The sequence below is a fragment of the Streptomyces sp. H39-C1 genome (genome assembly GCF_027158125.1).
GTDB classification, from domain to species: domain Bacteria; phylum Actinomycetota; class Actinomycetes; order Streptomycetales; family Streptomycetaceae; genus Actinacidiphila; species Actinacidiphila fildesensis.
The window spans coordinates 1-505 of the sequence record NZ_JAPVLS010000306.1; the positions used below are offsets into that span (position 1 = coordinate 1).

General features: G+C 66.1%; 1 pseudogene. It reads right to left on the bottom strand.

Annotation, left to right across the window (positions count from 1 at the left end):
- Positions 1 to 136: 136 nt before the first annotated feature.
- Positions 137 to 505, bottom strand: a pseudogene (locus tag O3W51_RS48360) (hypothetical protein); the annotation flags it as partial.

Sequence of the window (505 nt, forward strand, 5' to 3'; positions counted from 1 at the left end):
ATTCTCACCGAACCCGAACCCGGCCTGTTCGCTCAGCCCCGCACCTGAGTACCAGTCCGCCCCGCCGACCAGGACTCCTCACCCAACCCCAAGCATCAACCGGACATCAGGTCACGTACCGCACTCTCACACCGTTTCAGGCTTCGTCATCCGGTGCCTTGTGCCCAGGTGGAGGTTGAGGACCTGGTCCGGCAGATGGAGAGCCAGTTGGCGGTGCGCCAGGACCGGGCTGCGTGGGTGGCTGGGGGCGCGGGGTGCGTTGGCGCCACATGGAGGTAATCAGGCAGAGGGCTGAGGCGGCGAAGAGGGCGGCGGTGATGAGCAGCCAGCGGCCGAGGAATACGTCGGAGGGCAGGCCCGTAGCTAGGTGATAGCCGGGGACCTTGTTGAGGATCAGGGGGTACCAGGTGATCAGCAGGAGCAGTGCGACGAAGGTCGGCACGCGCAGGTAGTTGATCCACTGCTTGGGGGTGCGGTGGTGTTTCCCGGAACCGCCGCGGGAGCC